Annotated in this window: 18 protein-coding genes and 1 pseudogene; 6 read left to right on the top strand and 13 right to left on the bottom strand. The window is 65.9% G+C overall.

The genetic code is table 11. The features are described 5' to 3' along the window. The 4 genes and pseudogenes from E3T31_RS18465 to E3T31_RS17535 all read right to left on the bottom strand — a co-directional run. Window positions 1–322: pseudogene (locus E3T31_RS18465) on the bottom strand (hypothetical protein); the annotation flags it as partial. Then, window positions 322–1,737 (bottom strand): cysteine--tRNA ligase, encoded by a 1,416-nt coding sequence (gene cysS, locus E3T31_RS17545; protein WP_134470690.1) that lies wholly within the window; start codon window positions 1,735–1,737, stop codon window positions 322–324. The pseudogene E3T31_RS18465 and the gene cysS, both read right to left, overlap by 1 nt. Then, complete coding sequence (gene ispD / locus E3T31_RS17540) at window positions 1,734–3,056, bottom strand: 2-C-methyl-D-erythritol 4-phosphate cytidylyltransferase (protein WP_134470688.1); 1,323 nt, start codon at window positions 3,054–3,056, stop codon at window positions 1,734–1,736. Before ispD ends, cysS begins: the two co-directional genes overlap by 4 nt. Window positions 3,057–3,148: 92 nt before the next feature. Continuing rightward, window positions 3,149–3,631: a CarD family transcriptional regulator gene (locus E3T31_RS17535; protein WP_104135553.1), complete on the bottom strand. Its 483-nt coding sequence runs from the start codon at window positions 3,629–3,631 to the stop codon at window positions 3,149–3,151. Window positions 3,632–3,804: 173 nt separating this feature from the next. Between E3T31_RS17535 and E3T31_RS17530 the strand changes: the two genes are divergently transcribed. Further along, a complete protein-coding gene (locus E3T31_RS17530) occupies window positions 3,805–4,320 on the top strand; it encodes a hypothetical protein (protein WP_134470686.1) in 516 nt (171 codons plus the stop codon). A 148-nt stretch (window positions 4,321–4,468) separates the two neighbouring features. Here E3T31_RS17530 and E3T31_RS17525 read toward each other — a convergent pair whose 3' ends face one another. Further along, complete coding sequence (locus E3T31_RS17525; RefSeq protein ID WP_134470684.1) at window positions 4,469–5,152, bottom strand: response regulator transcription factor; 684 nt, start codon at window positions 5,150–5,152, stop codon at window positions 4,469–4,471. Then, on the bottom strand, window positions 5,149–6,336 hold the full coding sequence (locus E3T31_RS17520; RefSeq protein WP_134470682.1) for a cell wall metabolism sensor histidine kinase WalK: 1,188 nt from the start codon (window positions 6,334–6,336) through the stop codon (window positions 5,149–5,151). The genes E3T31_RS17525 and E3T31_RS17520 overlap by 4 nt, the downstream gene beginning before the upstream one ends. Before the next feature lie 182 nt (window positions 6,337–6,518). Between E3T31_RS17520 and phoU the strand changes: the two genes are divergently transcribed. Further along, complete coding sequence (gene phoU / locus E3T31_RS17515) at window positions 6,519–7,175, top strand: phosphate signaling complex protein PhoU (protein WP_134470680.1); 657 nt, start codon at window positions 6,519–6,521, stop codon at window positions 7,173–7,175. Window positions 7,176–7,352: 177 nt separating this feature from the next. On the opposite strand, the gene E3T31_RS17510 is transcribed toward phoU, so the two are convergent. The 4 genes from E3T31_RS17510 to E3T31_RS17495 form a co-directional block, all read right to left on the bottom strand. After that, entirely contained in the window at window positions 7,353–8,105 is a 753-nt protein-coding gene (locus E3T31_RS17510) for a phosphoglyceromutase (protein WP_134470678.1), read from the bottom strand. A gap of 185 nt (window positions 8,106–8,290) precedes the next feature. Next, complete coding sequence (locus tag E3T31_RS17505; RefSeq protein WP_134470676.1) at window positions 8,291–9,559, bottom strand: folate-binding protein YgfZ; 1,269 nt, start codon at window positions 9,557–9,559, stop codon at window positions 8,291–8,293. Between the two features lie 293 nt (window positions 9,560–9,852). Continuing rightward, on the bottom strand, window positions 9,853–10,620 hold the full coding sequence (locus tag E3T31_RS17500) for an FABP family protein (protein WP_134470674.1): 768 nt from the start codon (window positions 10,618–10,620) through the stop codon (window positions 9,853–9,855). Window positions 10,621–10,760: 140 nt separating this feature from the next. Further along, a complete protein-coding gene (locus E3T31_RS17495; RefSeq protein ID WP_134470672.1) occupies window positions 10,761–11,015 on the bottom strand; it encodes a hypothetical protein in 255 nt (84 codons plus the stop codon). A 72-nt stretch (window positions 11,016–11,087) separates the two neighbouring features. Here E3T31_RS17495 and E3T31_RS17490 point away from each other — a divergent pair, with 72 nt between their 5' ends. The 4 genes from E3T31_RS17490 (at window position 11,088) to E3T31_RS17475 (ending at window position 15,894) form a co-directional block, all read left to right on the top strand. Further along, window positions 11,088–11,780 carry a response regulator transcription factor gene (locus E3T31_RS17490; protein WP_134443825.1) on the top strand — a complete coding sequence of 231 codons (693 nt, stop codon included), beginning with the start codon at window positions 11,088–11,090 and terminating at the stop codon, window positions 11,778–11,780. After that, window positions 11,749–12,624, top strand: a complete 876-nt coding sequence (gene mshD / locus E3T31_RS17485; protein ID WP_166788557.1) for a mycothiol synthase — start codon at window positions 11,749–11,751, stop codon at window positions 12,622–12,624. The genes E3T31_RS17490 and mshD overlap by 32 nt, the downstream gene beginning before the upstream one ends. 151 nt (window positions 12,625–12,775) lie before the next feature. Then, window positions 12,776–14,947, top strand: a complete 2,172-nt coding sequence (locus E3T31_RS17480) for an RNA degradosome polyphosphate kinase (protein WP_134470668.1) — start codon at window positions 12,776–12,778, stop codon at window positions 14,945–14,947. Next, the gene (locus E3T31_RS17475; RefSeq protein WP_134470666.1) at window positions 14,947–15,894 is read left to right on the top strand and encodes an NUDIX domain-containing protein; all 948 of its coding nucleotides are present in this window, start codon (window positions 14,947–14,949) and stop codon (window positions 15,892–15,894) included. The genes E3T31_RS17480 and E3T31_RS17475 overlap by 1 nt, the downstream gene beginning before the upstream one ends. A 54-nt stretch (window positions 15,895–15,948) precedes the next feature. On the opposite strand, the gene map is transcribed toward E3T31_RS17475, so the two are convergent. The 3 genes from map to secY all read right to left on the bottom strand — a co-directional run bounded on the left by map (window position 15,949) and on the right by secY (window position 18,797). Next, window positions 15,949–16,779: a type I methionyl aminopeptidase gene (map, locus tag E3T31_RS17470; protein WP_241978081.1), complete on the bottom strand. Its 831-nt coding sequence runs from the start codon at window positions 16,777–16,779 to the stop codon at window positions 15,949–15,951. Window positions 16,780–16,881: 102 nt separating this feature from the next. Then, a complete protein-coding gene (locus tag E3T31_RS17465; protein WP_134470664.1) occupies window positions 16,882–17,478 on the bottom strand; it encodes an adenylate kinase in 597 nt (198 codons plus the stop codon). Beyond that, window positions 17,475–18,797: a preprotein translocase subunit SecY gene (gene secY, locus E3T31_RS17460; protein ID WP_134443830.1), complete on the bottom strand. Its 1,323-nt coding sequence runs from the start codon at window positions 18,795–18,797 to the stop codon at window positions 17,475–17,477. The genes E3T31_RS17465 and secY overlap by 4 nt, the downstream gene beginning before the upstream one ends. Window positions 18,798–18,864 lie beyond the last annotated feature (67 nt).

Here is an 18,864-nt window from a genome sequence, read left to right as displayed (position 1 = left end):
CGCCGCCGGTGTTGCCGGTGCCGCGCTGCGGGCCGCCCTGCGATGCGCCGCGGGCACCGCCGCGAGCAGCGGGGCCGCCGCGCGAGCCGCCGCGGTTGGCGGAAGCATCCGCTGCGGGGCGGGAGTTGAAGCCGCCGGCCGCGGTGAAGCGCTCGGCGGCAGCCTTGCGCTTGCCGGCGGGGTGATACGGACGGTCTTCGGCCTTAGGCGTGGGCTTCTTGCCCTCGAGCGCCTGACGGCCCTGGCCGCCGGAGCCGACTTGGGCTCCACGGCTGCCCTTGCGCACCGCTCCGGTACGCGATTTGCGGTCTAAGTTCTTCATCAGTCAAAGCTCCAATGGGCACCCGACGGGGTGTCTTCGATGGTAATTCCGGCGGCGACGAGTTCGTCCCGGATTCGGTCTGCGGCCGCGTAGTCGCGGTTTTCCCTGGCGAGGTTGCGGTCGCCGAGCAGCCGCTCGACCAACGCACTCAGGGCCACCATGGCCGGTTCGTCCGTCGCCACGGCCCAGCCGGGCGACAAAGGGTTGATTCCCAGCACTTCGCTCATCGCGAGTACTTCACTGCGAGCGGATGCCGCAGCGTGCAGGTCTTCGGCATCCAGCGCGGCGTTTCCGGCCCGCACTGTGTCGTGCAACACACCGAGCGCCTGCGGAACGGCAAGGTCGTCGTCCATGGCCGCGGCGAACTCGTCGGGCACGACCTCGACGCCACTCCCGGCGAACCGGGTACCGGCGAGGCGCCGGTCTGCACGGTCGAGAAAACTTTCGACGCGCTCGAGGGCCGCCTCGGCCTCGGCCAGGGACCCGTCGTTGTAGTCAATGGTCGAGCGATAGTGGGCCGCGCCGAGAAAATAGCGAACGACGATGGCGCGAGCCTGGTCGAGCAGTTCGGCCGCGAACACGGAATTGCCGAGCGACTTGGACATCTTCTGCCCGTTCACGTTCACCAGGCCGTTGTGCACCCAGTAGTTCGCGAAGTCGCTGCCGGCCGCGTTCGACTGGGCCAGCTCGTTCTCGTGGTGCGGAAACCGCAGGTCGAGTCCGCCGCCGTGAATGTCGAACCGGTCGCCGAGGTAGCGGGCGGCCATAGCCGAGCACTCGATGTGCCAGCCGGGGCGACCAAGGCCCCACGGCGACGGCCAGGCGGCCGAGGTCGGCTCGCCCTCCTTGTGGCCCTTCCACAGGGCGAAGTCGTGGGGGTCGCGCTTGCCGCGCGGTGAAGCATCCGCTGCCGCTTCCATATTGCCCGGCGACTGGTGCGTGAGCGCGCCATAGGCGGCCCAGCTCGCACTGGAGAAATACACGTCGGCCGAACCGTCAGCGGCAGGGTAGGCGTTGCCGCGTTCGATCAGGGTCGCGATGAGGGTCTGCATCTCGGTGATGCTCGCCGTTGCGCGCGGCTCGTAGGTGGGGGCAAGGATGCCGAGGCGCTGGTAGCCGGCGGTGAACTCGAGCTCGTAGCGGTAGGCCAGCGCCCACCATTGCTCGCTCGAGCCCTTGGCGTTGATCAGAATTTTGTCGTCGATGTCGGTGACGTTGCGCACGAACGTGACGTTGAGTCCACGGTAGCTGAGCCAGCGGCGCAGCTGGTCGTAGACCAGGGCGCTGCGCAGGTGACCGATGTGCGGGCTGGACTGCACAGTGGGTCCACACACGTACATTCCGACCTGGCCCGGTTCGAGGGGGACAAAGTCACGCAAGGCCTGGGCCTTCGAATCGTACAGTTGCATGGTCACGCCCTCCAGTTTAGGTCAGGGGTCTGACCCGGCTCTGGTGCCGCAGGCGGTAGCGGGTAGAGCAGCGCCGTGGCCGTCGCCGCGACGCCCTCGCCGCGACCGGTGAATCCGAGAGCGTCGGTCGTGGTTGCTGCGATATTGATCGGTGCAGCGAGGATGCCGGCGAGTCGCGTTTCGGCCTCTGCCCGACGCGGCGCGAACTTGGGGCGGTTGCCGATGATCTGCACCGAGACGTTGCCGATCTGGTAGCCGGCGGCTGCGACCAGGCGCACCGTTTCGGTGAGAAAAACGTCGCCGTGGGCGCCGCTGAACCGCGGATCAGTCGTGCCGAACACGCTGCCGATGTCACCGAGACTGGCAGCGCCGAGCAAGGCGTCGCAGATAGCGTGGCAGGCGACGTCGCCGTCGCTGTGACCGCTGAGGCCGCGCTCCCCCGGCCAGTACAGCCCGGCCAGCCAGAGCTCGGTGGTGTCGTCAGGCTCAGTGTCGGCGGCGAAGGCGTGCACGTCGAGGCCGGTACCGATGCGCGGCAGGAGCGGGAGCAGTGGCGGGGTTGCGGCGGCGTACAGGATCAGGTCGGCGCGGTCGAGGTCTTCGGGCGTGGTGATCTTGAAGGCGAGGGCGTCGCCGGCAATGACTGTGACCGGGTGACCGGCGTCGGCAACGAGGGCCGCATCATCGGTGAGCGCCTCGAACCGGCCGTTCTGCACGGCCCAGGCGCGGGCAGCGGCGAGCATGGCACGGGGGAATCCCTGCGGGGTCTGGACGGCGGAGAGTTCGGATCGGTCGACGGTGCCGAGGATGGCGCCGGAGGCGGCGACCCGTTTGATGGTGTCCACGACCGGGAGCCCCGGAATGATGCCGTGCCCGGTGGAACGCACGGCGTCGACGACGGCATCGCACAAGCTGGCGGGGGTGAGAGCACGCGCGGCATCGTGCACGAGCACCACGTCGACACCCGGCAGCAAGGCTGCGACGCCCAGGTCGACGGAGTCCTGGCGGGTGCGTCCGCCGGCGACGATCGTCAGGGCCGCCGCGGGCGACTCGTGACGAGCCGCGGCAGCGGCGGCGATGGCGCGGGCATCCGTTACCCGGTCGCTGGGGGCAACGACGATGATCTGCACGGGCGAACGCATTCCAAAAATGGAATCTAGGGCGTGGTCGAGCAGGGGGCGCATATGCAGCAAAACGAATGCTTTAGGTTCGGCGTGCCCCAGACGGATTCCGCTGCCGGCAGCGACGATGATCACGGCAACGGTGGGCGCATCGGGTGAGGGGTCGTCGAGCGGGATGGCCGGCGGCAGGAAGGGAACAGTCATATCTGGAGGGTATCTATCTGGGCGATGCAGCGGGATGAACATGCAAAAGGCGGCACCTCGCGGCACCGCCCCTCACGAAGCAAAATAAAGAATCAGGAAGCGAGGACTTCATCCAGAACGGTGGAGGCCCGCTCTTCATCGGTCTTCTCGGCCAGCGCCAACTCGCTGATCAGGATCTGCCGGGCCTTGGCCAACATGCGCTTCTCACCGGCGGACAGGCCGCGGTCCTGGTCGCGACGCCACAGGTCGCGTACGACCTCCGACACCTTGATGACATCGCCGCTGGCGAGCTTCTCGAGGTTGGCCTTGTACCGGCGGGACCAGTTGGTGGGCTCCTCGGTGAACGGTGCCCGCAGCACTTCGAACACCCGGTCGAGGCCCTCTTGGCCGATCACGTCGCGCACGCCGACCAGGTCTACGTTCTCGGCGGGAACCTCAATTGTCAGATCACCCTGCGTGACGTTTAGCTTGAGGTAGAGCTTCTCTTCACCCTTAATGATGCGCGTTTTCACCTCGGTGATCGTCGCAGCGCCGTGGTGGGGATAAACAACAGTTTCGCCAACCTCAAACAGCATAGGGATCCCTTCAGCAGCGTCCAGAATACCACATGAAGGTGGTGCTAAAGTACGCGCGCCCCCGCGAGGGGCGGCGACGACATGTCGCCGCCCAGACTCGCCGCTAAGCTAGTGACAAAGCGAATTCTGCAGCGCCGGCCCACCGTCGACCGCTGCTTCGGTATGGAGGTCTTGTGAGAGCGCGCATCGCTGCATCCGTTGTATTGGCGGCCGGCATTCTGTTGGGCACGAGCGCATGCGGATTTTTCGCACCGCAGGCCACCTCGATCGAGTACAACGCGAGCGACGGCGTCAGCGGTGATGTTGGCGAGATCCACATTCGCAACGGTCTGCTGCTCTCGACCGACGGTGAACTGGCGAACCTGATCGTGTCCGTCGTGAACACGACCGACTCCGAGCAGAACCTGGTCGTGCAGTACGAGTCCAGCACCGGCACGGTCTCGCAGGATGTTCCGGTCAAGGCCAACGCGACCGTGACGTTCGGCACCGAGGGTGAAGAATCGGTCATTCTCGAGAACATGGACAGCCAGCCCGGCTCGCTGTTTCCGGTGTTCTTCCAGTACGGCGAAGAGACCGGCGTCGAGCTGCTGTTGCCGGTGCTGACCGGCACTCAGGGTGAGTACTCGACCCTGCTGCCGACGCTCGCGCCGACCGAGACGCCCGAGCCAACTGAGACGCCCGCAGCGTAGGTTTTTCGGCACACAGGCCGCCATCCCCTCGGGGACGGCGGCCTGTTTTATGTCTGCGGCCGCCTGCGCCGCGCGGCCGGCGGGACGCGCGCCAGTGCGCGCATCCACTGCCCGCCTAGTCAAGCGGATGCCGCCCGTCCGTGACGGCTCAGGCCTCGAAGCGGTAACCGAGCCCGCGCACGGTGACGAGCATGGTCGGGTCAGACGGGACCGCCTCGATGCGCGAACGGATGCGTTTAATGTGCACGTCGAGCGTCTTGGTGTCGCCGAAGTAGTCCGTGCCCCAGACCCGGTCGATGAGCTGACCGCGGGTGAGCACCCGGCCGGCGTTGCGCAGCAGAAACTCGAGCAGCTCGAATTCCTTGAGCGGCATATTCACGAGTTCGCCAGAAACTGAGACGGCGTGCCGCTCGACGTCCATGCGCACGGTGCCGGCGGCAAGCGTGGTGTCGTCGTCATCGCCGCCCTGATCGTCGTGGCGCCGGAGCACCGCACGGATGCGCGCGACGAGTTCGCGCGTCGAATACGGCTTGGTCACGTAGTCGTCGGCGCCGAGTTCCAGCCCGACGACGATATCGATTTCGGAGTCCTTGGCGGTGAGCATGATGATCGGCACCGTCGACCGGGTGCGGATCTCGCGGCACACCTCGGTGCCCGGAATTCCGGGCAGCATGAGGTCGAGCAGGATGAGATCGGTGCCGTTCTGGTCGAATTCGCTGATCGCGCTCGGCCCGTCTTCGGCCACGACGACCTCGTAGCCCTCACGTTCGAGCAGGAAGCTCAGCGGCTCGCTCAGCGCGCTCTCGTCTTCGACCAGAAGGATGCGTGTCATGGTGTGTCTCCTGCGGCCGCACGTGCGGCTGGTTGCGGCTTCTTGGGGCCGGGTTCGATCGGCTGCGCCGCCTCGGGGAGACGGATGGTGAAGGTGGATCCGCTGCCCGGCTGGGACCAGACGCGAATGTCGCCGCCGTGGTTCTGCACGACGTGTTTGACGATGGACAAGCCCAATCCGGTTCCGCCGGTGTGGCGCGAACGGGCCTGGTCGACCCGGAAAAACCGTTCGAAGACCCGGTCCAGATCGGCCTCGGCAATTCCGACGCCCTGATCGGTGACGGTGATTTCGACGATGCCCTTCTGCAGGCGCACGCCGACGCCCACTCGCGATCCCTCGAGGGAGTAGTTCACCGCGTTGGCGACCAGGTTGTGCACGGCCACGATGAGCAGGGCTTCATCGCCGTAGACGTGGGCACCAGACTTCTTGCCCAGAACAATGGTGATGCGTTCCGCCTCGGCGACGACCCGACTCTGGTCGACGGCCGCGGCGACGATGTCGTCGACGCTGAGATTTTCCGGCTCGGCGAGCACGTCCTGCGCCTGCAGCCGGGACAGTTCGATGATCTCCTGGGTGAGGCGAGCAAGCCGAGCCGACTCCGTCGTCAACCGGTTGGCGAAGCGGCGAACCTGCGCCGGTTCATCCGCTGCCTTGTCGAGCGCCTCGGCGAGCAGACCGACGGAGGCGATCGGGGTCTTCAGTTCGTGGCTGATGTTGGCGACGAAGTCGCGACGCACCTCGTCGAGGCGGAAAGCTTCGGTGCGGTCCTCGGCCAGGAGCAGTACGTAGCGCGTGCCGAGCCGGGCCAGGCGCACCCGAAACCGCATGCTCGCGTCGCCAAACGGGCCGCGGGAGAGCACGAGGTCTTCGCTGATCGGCTCGCCGGTGCTGCGCACTCGTCGGGCGAGTTCGAGCAGTTCGGGATGCACGAGCTGATGGTTCCAGACCAGACCGAGAGTGAGGGCGCCCGGGCTGGTCTTGATGACGTTGTTGGACGGGTCAAGCACGACGCCGGCGGTCTCGAGGGCGTCGAGCACCTGGTCGATTCCGTCGGGCACGGCCGGGTTGACCACTTCGCTGGCGCGGCGTCCGTGCCGTTCGGCGACGTGCAACAGGGTCACGAATCCAGCCCCGACGCCGAGGCCGAGTGCCAGCGACAGCAACACCAGCAACGTCGATTCCATAACCTACAGGTTACTGACACTCTGGGGCTCTACTTCGCAGCGAAGGCCGCCGGAGACCTGTACTTTAGAAAGAGTTCAAGACCACGGCACCTGCCGTTAACCTAAATCCGGCATTCTAGGTCGGAGGCCAAGGCGGGTCTCACAGGCCCGTGCGTGCCCGCGCGGCAAGGAAGGACCACAGCATGCGCGACGTATTCCAGCAGGAGCTGGCAGAAGTTCAACAACGACTAGTCGAGATCTCTCGGCTCGTCGCCATCTCGATGGACAAGGCCACTCGCGCCTTCAACGAGAGTGACGTCAGCCTCGCCGAAGAGGCCATCACCGAAGACGAGAAGATCGACGAACTCACGGTCGAGCTCGACGAGCTCGCGATCACCATTTTGGCCCGCCAGCAGCCGGTCGCCCGCGACCTGCGAATTGTCGTGAGTGCCCTGCGCATCAGCGCCTCCCTTGAGCGGATGGGCGACCTCTCGACGCACATCGCCCAGCTTGCCCGCTACCGTTTTCCCGACAAGGTCATTCCCAAGGGGCTGCGCGGCACGTTCGCCGAAATGGGCGCGCTCGACGTGGTCATCGCGAATATGCTCACCGAGCTACTCCTGCACCAGGACATGGCCCTCGCCGAGACCATTCGCAATGAAGACGACAAGGTCGACGCGCTGCACGTGAGCGTGTTCGACGCCGTGCTCGGCGAAACCTGGAAAGGGCTCGCCGCCGACACCGTCGATGCGACCCTGGCCAGCCGGTACCACGAGCGGTTCGCCGACCACGCGGTGTCCATCGCGAAGAAAGTGCAGTACCTCGGCACGGGGGCCTGGCACCAGGACAACCCGCTCTAGTCTGCGCTCGGTTTGGGCGAGCGCTCGCGTGAGCGCGCCCGAAACGGGCAGCCGCTACGGTAACGAACCGGCGTAGCGCGCACCGATATCGGGCACGGCCACGATTCCGAGGTGCCGCAGCCGCCGAAATTGGCGCGCAAAAGGCCCCGGAGCTTTCGCACCGGGGCCTCGGGCGAGCTACTTCTTGTTGCCCTGGGCTGCGACGGCGGCAGCTCCGGCGGCGGCGGCCTCGGCGTCGAGGTACTCCCCCGGGCCAAGCGGCATGAAGTCTTCGCCGAGGCGATATACCAGCGGGATTCCGGTGGGGATGTTCAGTTCGGCGATGTCGGCGTCGCTGATGCCGTCGAGGTGCTTGACCAGGGCGCGCAGGGAGTTGCCGTGCGCGGTCACCAGGACGGTCTTATTCGCCTGCAGGTCGGGCACGATGTCGGACTGCCAATAGGGCAGCATCCGCTCGACGACGTCTTTGAGGCATTCGGTGCGGGGAAGGTCGTCGCCGAGGTCGGCGTAGCGCGCGTCGTGCGCCTGCGAGAACTCGCTGGCGTCGTCGAGCACGGGCGGCGGGGTGTCGTAGGAGCGGCGCCACAGCATGAACTGCTCCTGGCCGAACTTGGCCTGGGTGGCCGCCTTGTCGAGGCCCTGCAGTCCGCCGTAGTGGCGTTCGTTGAGGCGCCAGGAGCGCTTGACCGGGATCCACGAGCGGTCGGCTTCTTCGAGCGCGAGGTTCGCGGTCTGGATGGCGCGGGACAGCAGGCTGGTGTGCAGCACGTCGGGCAGCAGGCCGGCGTCCTTGAGCAGTACACCGGCGCGCGCGGCTTCGGTGGCCCCCTGCTCGCTGAGGCGAACGTCCACCCAGCCGGTGAACAGGTTCTGCTGATTCCAGGTGCTTTGGCCGTGGCGGAGGAGGACGAGTGTGTAGGGGGCAGACATGTGCCCACTCTATCGAGCGTGGGTGACGCAATTGCGCCGGAGCGCACCCGCCGGCGGGGGCTAATTCAGGAAAACTGGTCACAACGGATGCCGCCACCCGCGCCAACACGCGGGAAGCAGCATCCGTCACAGAGGATTTCCTGAATAAGCCATCGAACGTCGGCGAGCCCGGGGACCCTGGAAGGTCAGCGAACGGGGGTGCGGACTCCGAGGCGGGGCAGGCGGGGAATGTCGGCGACCGACCCGGCGGACTGCGGCACGATGATCTCCTGGCCGGCCGAGATGGAGATGCCCTCGGACTCGACGTAGAGCGTCGATGCGCCCGGGATGGTGCGCTTGATCACGGCGAGCGCGATCGGCCCGAGCTCATAATGGATGGCACTCGACGTGATGCTGCCGACAACGACCCGTTCGGGCTCGGCTTCGGGCCGGACGCGGTCGGCCTGCACCGGGTCGCCGGGCGCGGGCAGCACGCCTTCCGACCCGTCGAGGTGCAGCATGACTAGGCGGCGCGGCGGGTGGCCGAGGTTGTGCACCTTGGCCACGGTTTCCTGTCCGCGGTAGCAGCCCTTGCTGAGGTGCACGGCGGTGCGCAGCCAGTCCAGCTCGTGCGGGATGCTCTTCTCATCGACCTCCCGGGCCCGGCGCGGACGCCACGCGGCGATGCGCAGCGCCTCGAGCGCGAGCAGTCCGGCCGGTTTTACCAGTGAAGCGGATGCTGCCGCGCCGGTTGGGACTGGGGCGGCCGGGTCGGAGGCGGGCGCTGTTGCAGCGGGCGTGGCGGACTCGGGCCTGACGGTCAGGGCGCCGGCGGCGAGTGCGTCACGCAGGGCGGGGAGGCTGGCGCGGGCCACGAGGGTCTCGGTGTAGGTCCAATGGGTTCCGGGATGCTCGGGCGCCTCGGCATACTGATAGCCACCGCGGGCGACGGCGGCCCAAGGATCCAGCCAGGTCAGCGGCACGCCGTTCGGGGCGGCGGCGGTGATGCCAACGGAGGCGGGGGCATCCGTCATGGCGCCGATGGTGGCGTAGGCGAGGGTGTGGTCGACGACCTGCACCCGCAGCATGAACTTCATGCGGTCGAGGAAGGTTTGCAGGCCGGGCAGCTCGGCGGCCTCAACGAGGAGCCAGGTTTCGACGCCGTCATCGAGCACGCGGACGGCGTACTGAAGGTGTCCGTTGGGGTCGAGCAACAGCATCTCGGTGGATTCGCCGGGGGCGAGGGTTTTGAGTTCCTGGCTGGCGATGGAGTTGAGCCAGCTGAGGCGGTCGGGGCCGGCGACGGAAAGCACGCCGCGGTGCGAGAGGTCGACGATGGCGTGTCCGGCGACGAGCGAGCGTTGTTCGATCATGGGGTTGCCGTAGTGCGCGGCGACGCCGGCATCGATTCCCTCGGACTGCACCGCGCCGGGCAATCCGAGCAGCGGTGAGACGGTTGTTGCCGGGTCAGTCATGGCGCTCAATTCTGCCGATCCGGGTTGACGGTCGGCGATCGTGCTTGGGGGCGTGCTCGTTGGCACGGCTCATGCACTAACAACACTACGGCCCGCGGGTTTATTCGACGGGTGTGCCGGGTCGCGGCCCGACCGGGCCCACTTTTGCGGGACCGGGCCCGGTCCGAAAGGAGGCATGGGGCGTCGGATGACTCGTGGCACTCGTTCAAGATGAGGGCACTCCTACGAACAAGTGCCGCCAGCCTTTACGAGTGCCACGACGCGTCGGCAACCCAGATGGCACAGAAGCAGGGCTAGGAGACCCGGGCGAGGCGGCCGGAGGCGTGCGTGCGCAGGTCCTGGCCCAGGGCGGCTATGTCCCAGGCCCAGAGCAGGTGATTGTCGACCAAGCCGTAGAGGCGGGTGGCGGCCGCGTAGGGCTTGGATCCGGCGGTACGCAGCACGGCATCCGTGGCGAGGTCGATACGGGGACCCTTTACCAGGCCGAGGTAGAGTTCGGCGACGCCGCCGGGATGCACGAGCGTGACCTCGATGTCGAAACCGCCGTCACGATTGCGCAACGTTTCAACGGCAGCCGCCGAGGTGAACGGGCGCTCCCCCATGCCCGGCAGCATGCCGGGCCCCGGGTCGCCGTCACCCTGGTGACGGCTGAGCCGCCAATACCCGGTTTCGGTGACCAGCGGGAGCTTCTCGTCGGACAGCATCTCGGGCGGCAGCGTCGGGGCCGGCGTGGCGACATCCGTTTCAGAGGGAACGTTTTGTTCAGCCAAAGCGGATGCGGCATCCGCCTCAAGAGCAGCGCCAGAACCAGAAGCGCCCTCGGACTCGGGCACAGCGGTATCCGATTCAGAGGCGGCCGCAGCCAGCGGCTCCAGCCAGGTGTACGAGCTGTAGTTCAGGTGCGGCAGACCGTCGTGGCTGAAGCTGATGCGGTGGCCGAAGGTACGGCTGACCGACTCCTCGCCGATTTTGTATTCGAGCACACCGGAACCTTCCCAGACTCCGATCAACCAGGAGAGTGGAACAAGTTCGGACGGCAAACCGACCGGAAGGTCAAACATGCGTACTTACCGCTGCCCCCGGAACAGCTTGAAAACGACCATGCCGGATACCCAGGCGATCGACAAGCTGGCCAGTCCGAGCAGGCCTAAAAAGAAAAGTTCCAGCGCTAACAGATCCATGCTGCGAGTCTAGCGGGAGCTCAGAGCAGAGCGACCACAATCGTCGCCGCGACGAGGATCACGAGGGCGCCGGCGATGCTCAGCGTGACCCGTTTCACGTAACCTTCTTTGGTTCCGGTGGCGATCTGGAGTCCGAGCGTGACGAGCGTGCAGCCGGCTAGGGTGAGCCCGAACCAGCCGAGCGCCGAGGCCGAGGTGGCGAGCAATCCGGTGACAATGGCCCCCACAATCGCCAGTAACCACACGGTCGCGATCGTTCTCCAGTGCCAGCTCACGTCTCTATTGTGCCTGAACGGTCGCATCCCATGGCACGCTAGTATGAAATTCGAGACACTTGGAGGGCGCCCGTGGCGCAGTTGTTGATCCTGACCTCGGCGGCCAACAATGACGTACTCCCCGCCCTGGCGTTGCTGTCACATAGCGCGAAACTGATTCCCGCCCAGGCGGATCAGCTCATTCACGCCCCGGATTCCGATCTGATTTTGGTGGATGCCCGCAGCAACCTCGCCGCGGCCAAGTCGCTCTGCCAGATTCTGCGCACGATGGGCACCATTACTCCCCTGCTTCTCGTCATCACCGAGGGCGGACTGGCCGCGGTCAGTCCGGACTGGGGCGTCGACGATGTCATTCTCGACACGGCCGGCCCAGCCGAAGTGGATGCCCGTATCCGCCTGAGCATCGGCCGGCTCGCCCAGACCGTACCCTCGAACACGATCCGCGCGGCCGGAGTCGTGATCGACGAGGCGAGCTACTCGGCCAAGGTGCACGGAAAACCGCTCGACCTCACCTATAAGGAGTTCGAACTGCTGCGGTTCCTGGCCGCGCATCCGTCACGGGTGTTCACCCGTGAACAGCTCTTGAGCGAGGTCTGGGGCTACGACTATTTCGGCGGCACTCGCACGGTCGACGTGCACGTGCGGCGCCTGCGCGCCAAGCTGGGCGACCAGGAATCGCTCATCGGCACCGTACGCAACGTCGGCTACCGGTTCAATGTGCACGAAGAAAACGATGAGCGAGTTCCCAATTCTCTCCGCGCTTAGTAAAACGGATGCCGCCGGGCTGACCGAATTCCACCGCATCGCCGCGGAGGCGCTCGCCTTCGACGGCTACGCGCCCTTCAATGAGCAGGGGCTGTTCGACCTGCACAGCGGCCTGCGGACCGCCTATTTGGTGCGATCGAACGACCTTCTGGTGGGGGCGGCGCTGGCTGGACGCGGCGAAATCGACCTGGTCATTACGCCGGAGTGTCGCCGACGCGGGTACGGACGGGCGGCATGGGGCGAACTCGGCGCGCTCGAGCCCGGCGAAGTGACCGCGTGGTCGCACGGCGACCACCCCGGCGCGCGCGCCCTGGCGGTCGAGCTGAACTTCGTCGCGGTGCGAACCCTTCTGGAATTGCGCAAGTCATTGCCGGACACCGAGGAGTCGGCATCCGTTTGCCTGGATGGCGCAGGCATTTCGGCGTTTCGGCCAGGCCTGGACGATGCGGAGTGGGTTAACCTGAACGCGCTCGTGTTTGCGACGCACCCTGAACAGGGCGCTATTACCGAGGCCGACCTGGCAGCGCGACAGGCCGAGTCGTGGTTCAGCAGCGACGACTTTCTGATTCTGCGGGACGTTGACGGTCGCATGATCGGCTACAACTGGCTGAAGATTGACGGGGCGATCGGCGAGATCTATGTGATCGGGGTGTATCCGGATGCCGCCGGTCACGGCTTCGGCCGCGCGCTCATGCAGGCGGGGCTTCAGCGCTTGCACGCTGCCGGCTGCAGTACAGCCGCCCTCTACGTGGAGGCCGACAGCGCCGGCGCGGTGCACCTGTATCGGTCGCTCGGTTTCAGCGACCACACGGTCGACGTGCAGTACCGCCGCCTCGCTGGCTGAGGCCATTTCATCCGGTCGGCGCCGACTCGCAGGACAACACCGGCGAGTTAATCCGGGCGACGCGCCGAAAAGTCAACGGCTCGGCGATTATTTCGCCTGACGTTCACCCGGTTCGTCGCGGTGGCGTGACCAAGGATGTCAGGATGGACAGATGGACGGCGAAATCACCCAGGCAGACTCCGGTCTCACAGACTTTGATGACGACTTTGACCCACTTTTCGGAAAACTCGACCCGGCGCTGCCCGCCGACCGATACCTCGACCGGGAGCTCAGCTGGCTCGCGTTCAACCAGCGCGTGCTCGAACTGGCCGAGGACGAGTCCCTTCCGGTGCTGGAACGCACCAACTTTCTCGCCATCTTCGCCAGTAACCTCGACGAATTCTTCATGGTGCGCGTCGCCGGCCTGAAGCGCCGCATCCTGACCGGCCTGGCCGTTCCGACGAACGTCGGCCGTGCCCCGCAGGACGTCCTCAGCGACATCTCGGCGGCCGCCCACGCCCTGCAGGATCGCCACGCCCTCGCCTTCCAGAACCTCGTGCGGCCCGCCCTCGCCACGGCCGGCGTCGACGTCGTCGACTGGCAGAGCCTCGGCGACGCCGACCGTCGCTCGCTGCGCACCTACTTCTCCAACCAGATCTTTCCGGTGCTGATGCCCCTCGCCGTCGACCCGGCGCATCCGTTCCCCTATATCTCCGGCCTCTCCCTCAACCTGGCCGTGCGGGTGCGCAATACCAAGACCGGCAAGCAGGAGTTTGCCCGGCTCAAGGTGCCGCCCATGCTGCCGCGTTTCGTGCGGGTGGACCGCGCGGAGTCGGTCGATCGCATCCGTTATATTGCGCTTGAAGATCTCATCGCCAACCAGCTCGGCGACCTGTTTCCGGGCATGGAAATTCTCGAACACCACGTCTTTCGGGTCACCCGCAACGAAGACGTCGAGATCGACGAAGACGAAACCGAGAACCTGATCAAAGCGCTCGAGAAGGAGCTGCTGCGGCGCCGGTTCGGCCCGCCCATTCGACTGGAGATCACCGAGGACATGGACGAGGTCACCCTCGGGCTGCTCGTGCGCGAACTCGATGTGACCGAGCAGGAGGTCTACCATCTGCCGGCGCCGCTCGACCTCGGCGGACTGTTCGACCTGCGCATCGACCGCCCCGATCTGCACTTCGTCAAGCACGTGCCGACCACGGCCGCCCAGCTGCTGCCGAGCGAGCCGAACGCCGAGCAGGACATCTTCGCGGCGGTCGCACGGCGCGACGTGCTGCTGCACCACCCGTATGAGTCGTTCGCGACGAGCGTGCAGGCGTTTCTGGAGCAGGCCGCGGCCGACCCGAACGTGCTCGCCATCAAACAGACGCTGTACCGCACCTCCGGCGACAGCCCCATCGTCGAGGCGCTCATCGCCGCCGCCGACAGCGGCAAGCAGGTGCTCGCGCTGGTCGAGATCAAAGCCCGCTTCGACGAGCAGGCGAACATCACCTGGGCGCGCAAGCTCGAAAAGGCCGGCGTGCACGTCGTCTACGGGCTGGTCGGCCTCAAAACGCACTGCAAGCTCGCTCTCGTGGTGCGATACGAGAAAGGCGTGCTGCGACATTACAGCCACATCGGCACCGGAAACTACAACCCGAAGACCAGCCGCATCTACGAAGACCTCGGCTTGCTAACAGCGGATGCCCAGGTCGGCAAGGACCTCACCCGCCTGTTCAACGAGTTGTCGGGTTACGCCATCGAGAAGAAGTTCAAGCGACTGCTCGTGGCTCCCCTGCATTTGCGCAAGGCCCTGCTCAAGCAGATCCAGGCGGAAACCGACAACGCCCTCTCGGGGGCGACCAGCGGCATCCGCATTAAGGTCAACTCGATGGTCGACGAGGACATCATCGACGCGTTGTACCGGGCCAGCCAGGCCGGCGTGCACGTCGACGTCTGGGTGCGCGGCATTTGCAGCCTCAAGCCGGGCGTTCCCGGCATGAGCGAGAACATTCGGGTCCGGTCGATTCTCGGCCGGTACCTCGAGCACTCGCGCATCTTCTCCTTTCACAACCTCGGGGACACGCAGATGTTCATCGGCAGCGCCGACATGATGCACCGCAACCTCGACCGCCGGGTGGAGGCGCTCGTGCGACTGGTCGACCCGGAACATCTGCTCGAGATCGAGGCGCTGTTCGAACGGGCCATGGATGATCGAACCTCCAGTTGGTGGCTCGATGACACCGGTCACTGGACCCGCCACGACGTCGACGAGAACGGCGTGCACCTCAGCGACATGCAGAACCGGTTGATGCAGCAGATCAGTGCCCGCAAACGACCGCCAGCGCGGCGCTGATGGCGGTCAAGACCACCGACCCGAACGTGTACGCCGCCGGAGCCGTCTGCTGGCGCCTGATCGACGGCCGCATGCACGTGCTGCTCATTCACCGCACCGTGCACGGCGATGTCACCATCCCCAAGGGGAAGGTGGATCCGGGCGAGTCGCTGCCCCGCACCGCGGTCCGCGAGGTCGCGGAAGAGACCGGGCTGGACGTGGCGCTCGGGGTTCCGCTCGGAGTGTCGCACTACGACATGCCCGACGGCCGCACCAAGATCGTGCACTACTGGGCCGCCGAAATCACGCCGGACGCGATCGCGCGGTCAACCTTCGTTCCCAACGGTGAGGTCGCCGCGATCGAGTGGGTGACCATCAAAAAGGCCCGCAGCTACCTGAGCTACCCGGCCGATGTCGAGATTATCGAGACGTTCTCCGCCCTCGTCGACTCCGGCGTCACCCGCACGTTCGCGCTGATCGCGCTGCGCCATGGCAAGGCCGCGCCGCGCACCGGCGCCGGCCCTGATGCGCGTCGTCCGCTGACGGCGCGCGGGGTGACACAGGCAACGGGCCTCGTGGCCACGATCACGGCCTGGCGCCCGCTGCGCATTATCTCGAGCACGGCCGTGCGGTGCGTCACGACGGTGGCTCCGCTCGCCGCCGCCACGGGAATCCCGATCAAGCAGACGGATCTGATCAGCCAGGACGCGCTCGAAAGCGGTGAAGCGGATGTTCGCTCCATCGTCGGCAAGCGCGTGCGCTCCCGCAAAACCGCTGTTTTGTGCAGCCACGGGCCGGTGTTGCCGGAGATCATGCGGGAAATCGCGCTGGCTACCGGGAGCCAGCCGACCACGGCGCTGTTCGACGCCGCAGACCTCGACACCGGCGGGTTCTCGATCGTGCACCTGTCGTCGGAGAACCCGGCCGCGGGTATCCTGGCCATCGAGACGTTCCGCGCGACCGACTGACCCGGGTTTCGCGGGCCCGCTCGGTTTGGACGATGGCGGTCTCGCGAAGCGGCGCTACGAGATCGGGACGGGGCTGATTCCGAACTGGGCGAGGCCGGCTGCGCCGCCGTCTTCGGCGGTGAGCACCCAGATGCCGTCCTTGTGCACGGCGATGCTGTGTTCCCAGTGCGCTGCGGCCTTGCCGTCGCTGGTGGCAACGGTCCAGTCGTCGTCCCGGGTGTAGGTGTCGATCGATCCGAGCACGACCATCGGCTCGATGGCGACGACGAGGCCCGGCTTCACATCCGGACCCTTGGGGCGCACGCGGTAGTTGAACACGGGCGGAGCCTCGTGCATCGAACGGCCGATGCCGTGGCCGACATAGTCGGTCAGGATGCCGTAGCTGCCCTGCGACTCCACGTAATCTTCGATGGCTTCGCCAACCTCGTTCAGGTGGCGCGCGGTGTGCAGCTGGGCGATGCCGTGCCACAGGGACTGCTCGGTGACATCGGACAGCTTCTGACGCTCGGCCACGACCTCGGGCCGCGACGCGTCCGGGAGCACGAAGCTGAACGCGGCGTCGCCGTTCCAGCCCTCGATAATGGCTCCGCTGTCGATCGAGACGATGTCACCGGCCGCGAGGCGTCTCCCGGAGGGGATGCCGTGCACGACGTCGTCGTTCACCGAGGCACACACGGTGTGGTGATATCCGGCTTCGAGCTTGAAGTTTGGCTTGCCGCCGAGCGCGACGATGGCGGCCTCGGCCGCAGCGTCGAGTTCGAGGGTGGTGGCCCCGATCACCATGGCCGCGCGTGCAGCCGCAAGCGATGCGGCGGTGGCCAGGCCCGGGGCGACCATGAGGCGCAACTGGGCGGGGTTCTTGTAGATGGAACGATGAAAACTCACTGATTTCCTACAAACTAGCTCCGAGAAGGGGAGCGATCTTTTCTTATTTACGTAGTGGTGCAGATGATGATGGGCCGAGCCAGGCCCGGCCCCAAACGGGTATTAGAGCGTGCTGCTGTCGGGGCGCAGGCCGCGCTCGGCCAGGGCCGCGAGAATGCGGTCGGTGACCGCCTCAACGGCACCGAGGCCATCGATCGTGACGACGAGGCCACGACCGCTGTACACATCGATCAGCGGAGCAGTCTGCTCCGCGTAGACGTCCAGACGATGACGGATGACGTCGGCCGTGTCGTCCGCGCGGCCCTGCTCGGCCGCACGCTTCAGCAGCCGCGCGACGACCTCGTCAGTGTCGGCGGTGATGAGAACGACGACGTCGAGCTGGGTACCCGCTGCACTTAGCAGACGGTCGAGCTCAGCGACCTGGTCGGTCGTGCGCGGGTAGCCGTCGAGCAGAAAGCCGTCGGCAGCATCCGCTTCGTTGAGCCGGTCAGCGACAATGGCATTGGTGAGGGTGTCGGGAACGTATGCCCCGGCGTCCATGAACGACTTAACCTCGACCCCCAGCGGGGTGTTGTTGGTCACGTTGTAGCGAAAGATGTCGCCGGTGGAGATGGCCGGAATATCGAAGGCGAGTGCCAAGCGCTCCGCCTGGGTGCCTTTGCCAGCGCCGGGCGGGCCGATTAGTAGTAAGCGCGTCATTTAAGAAGCCCCTCATAGTGTCGCTGTTGCAGTTGCGAGTCGATCTGCTTGACCGTCTCGAGCCCCACGCCGACGATGATGAGAATACTCGCGCCGCCGAACGGGAAGTTCTGGTCGGCGCCGATCACCGAGAATGCGACGAGTGGAATCAACGCGATAAAGCCCAGGTAGAGCGAGCCCGGAAGTGTGATGCGGGTCAGCACGAAGTCGAGGTATTCGGCGGTCGGGCGGCCGGCGCGGATGCCGGGAATGAATCCGCCATACTTCTTCATATTGTCGGCGACTTCTTCGGGGTTGAACGTGATCGCCACGTAGAAGTAGGTGAAGCCGATGATCAGGAAGAAGTACATGGCCATGTACAGCGGCTGGTCCCCACCGGTGAGGTTGTTGGAGATCCAGACGACCCAGGCCGGAGCCTCGGTGCCGGCGGCCGGCTGGTTGAACTGCGCGAGCAGGGCGGGCAGGTACAGCAGAGAGGAGGCGAAGATCACGGGGATCACGCCGGCCATGTTGACCTTGATCGGAATATAGGTGTTGTTGCCGCCGTAGGTGCGGCGCCCCACCATGCGTTTGGCGTACTGCACCGGTATTCGCCGCTGGGATTGCTCGACGAAGACCACGCCGGCGACCACCAGAATTCCGACGATCAGCACGATGATGAGGGTGTCGAGGCCCTGCTGCTGGCCGATGGAGCCGAGCGATCCGGGGAACAAAGCTGCGATCGAGATGAAGATCATGAGCGACATGCCGTTGCCGACGCCGCGTTCGGTGACGAGCTCACCCATCCACATGATGACGCCGGTGCCGGCGGTCATCGTGATGACCATGAGCATGATGGCGTACCAGGCGTCGTTGGTGATCAGCTGCGTGCACTCGGTGCTGGCGGATGTGCCAAACAGGGCGCCGCTGCGGGCTACAGTGATCAGCGTGGTCGACTGCAGAATGCCGAGGGCGATCGTGAGGTACCGGGTGTACTGAGTCAGTGTGCTCTGACCGGAGGCACCCTCCTTATAGAGGGTGTCGAAGTGGGGGATGACCACGCGCAGCAGCTGCACGATGATCGAGGCCGTGATGTACGGCATAATGCCGAGGGCGAACACGCTGAGCTGGAGCAGGGCGCCACCGCTGAACAGGTTGACGAGCTCGTACAGGCCGCTCGATCCCTGGTTGGCTGCCAGACACAGCTGCACGTTGCCGAAGTCCACGAACGGGGCCGGGATGAACGAGCCCAACCGGAACAGAGCAATAATGCCCAGGGTGAAGCCGATCTTCTTGCGAAGGTCGGGTGTGCGGAAGATCCGCGCAATGGCGCTGAACAAAAAGGCCTCCAGATATTTACGCAGACCGACCCGCGCGGGTCGACTTAAAACGATCGAGCTTGTCGAA

Source organism: Cryobacterium sp. TMS1-13-1 (assembly GCF_004403125.1).
Taxonomy (GTDB): domain Bacteria; phylum Actinomycetota; class Actinomycetes; order Actinomycetales; family Microbacteriaceae; genus Cryobacterium; species Cryobacterium levicorallinum.
The sequence above is the reverse complement of the archived record's forward strand: the minus strand, read 5'-3'. Positions and strand labels throughout refer to the sequence as shown.